1 protein-coding gene and 1 pseudogene are annotated in these 1102 nt (G+C 74.0%); both read right to left on the bottom strand.

What is annotated here, in order from left to right; translation table 11 throughout:
* Positions 1–217: pseudogene (locus D8M29_RS12455) on the bottom strand (kinase); the annotation flags it as partial.
* On the bottom strand, positions 214–1102 hold an 889-nt coding region (locus tag D8M29_RS12450; RefSeq protein ID WP_238693423.1), incomplete at its 5' end, for an LCP family protein. The gene D8M29_RS12450 and the pseudogene D8M29_RS12455, both read right to left, overlap by 4 nt.

The raw sequence follows: 1102 nt of genomic DNA, 5'->3' as shown, positions 1-1102 counted from the left end.
CCGCGTGCGCGGGCACGGCGCCGACGTCGTCCTGTGCGGGGCAGGCGTCGGCCGCGGTGCGGGCCGCCGTCAGCGTGGCGAGCATGTTCGTGCCCGTGTCCGCGTCCGGGACCGGGAAGAGGTTCAGGGCGTCGAGTCGCGGCGCGGCCCGGCCCACGAGCTCCTCCGCGAGCGCGAGCCAGTGCCGTACCAGTGACGGCCGGGACGGCGTGCTCACTGCGCGACGGCCTCCCCCAGGGTGCCGGTGCGGATGCCCTCGCCCAGGCGGGCGATCGCCGCCCAGTCCGGCCACACGACGTCCTCGCCGGTGTCCGTGTAGCCCACGCCCACGGACGGCACCGTGCTGGTCACGATCGGGGCGTCGCGCGCATCGCGCAGGGACCACGCCAGGTTCGCGAGGGTGCTCGAGTCGAGCTCGTCGTCGAGGGTCAGGAAGGGGGCGAACTCCTCGACGGCGGCCTGCACGCGGCTCGGGTCAGAGAGGGTGTCGCGGGAGAGGAACGCGGCCACGATGGCCTTGACCAGGCGCTGCTGGTTCTCCACGCGGTCGAAGTCGCTGCGCGGCAGGTTGTACCGCTCCCGCGCGTAGGCCAGGGCCTTGTCCCCGTCCATCTGCACGGTGCCCGCGGGGAAGTCGATGCCGCCGGTCGAGACGAAGGCGCTGGGGTTGTCCACGCTGACGCCGCCCAGGGCGTCCACGAGGCCCTTGAAGCCGGCGAGGTCCACGGCGATCACGTGGTCCACGCGTGCCTGGAACATGTTCTCCGCGGTGGCCACCGTCAGCGGGATGCCGCCGTACTGGTAGGCGGCGTTGACCTTGTGGTCCCCGTGCCCCGGGATCGGCACCCACATGTCGCGCATGATGGACATGACCTGGATCTCGCTGCGGTCCCCGGGCACGTGGACCCACATGAGGGTGTCCGACCGGCCGGCGGAGTCACGGCCCTCCGCGCCCGCGTCCTCGCCGACGAGCAGCACGTCGAGTGCCTGCTCGTCCGCCTTCTCGTCCGCGTCCGGGGCGACGGGGCCCTGGGCGCCCTCGGCGGCCTGGTCCGCGTCCATGCCGGGCGGCGGCGCGGTGGGCTGCTGGGCGGACGCCCCC

The sequence above is a fragment of the Micrococcus sp. HSID17227 genome (assembly GCF_003989405.1).
In the GTDB taxonomy this organism is placed as follows: Bacteria; Actinomycetota; Actinomycetes; order Actinomycetales; family Micrococcaceae; genus Micrococcus; species Micrococcus luteus.
This window is presented reverse-complemented; position numbering and strand designations above follow the sequence as displayed.